The organism is Halorubrum tibetense, from assembly GCF_042661865.1.
Taxonomy (GTDB): Archaea; Halobacteriota; Halobacteria; order Halobacteriales; family Haloferacaceae; genus Halorubrum; species Halorubrum tibetense.
Window position 1 is genome coordinate 1 of sequence record NZ_JBHSWW010000682.1, and the last position, 561, is coordinate 561.

Sequence of the window (561 nt, forward strand, 5' to 3'; positions counted from 1 at the left end):
AGGTTTGACGCTCGGCAAAGGAGCCGCGGTTGTCCAATTCGGTGGTCCGACGCACGTACTGAATTACATCATCACCATTGGCGATGGCGATATTACGTAGGTCCTGCGGCACAAACGGGTTGTCGATGGAGATACCATCAATAAACAGATCGCCGGCGGAGTGCGGGAAGGGTTCAATATCTGTCTGAGTTTCGGTGCGCGCGAAAGTCGTTTCCATGAACGCTTCCAGCTTGTCGTTGATCTCATAGCTGATATTGCTGGATATCAAGTAACGCTCAGTTGGTACTGAGTGACGACGGAACGCTTGGCGATTAAAGCCGTAGGTTGCAGCGTTCCAAGGTAATACTTGACCGTTATCCACAGTGTATTGGCTTGGTGTGCTGGGAGTAGAGAAGCGGCCCCATTCGGAGTATGAAGAGAAAAACGGGGTGCGCGAAGTCTGGCAATCGTTGATGTCGCCAGTGAACAAACATTCAGCGATATCGTCTTGCGCAGTATTCGGGCGATCTTTAGCCAGCACACCGCCTTCCTCTGACCAAGTCAAAGAAACAACTGCGTTAC

1 protein-coding gene is annotated in these 561 nt (G+C 51.3%); it reads right to left on the reverse strand.

What is annotated here, in order from left to right:
• The coding region (locus ACFQEU_RS17725) for a hypothetical protein (protein WP_379784292.1) at positions 1-561 on the reverse strand (561 nt) is incomplete at both ends.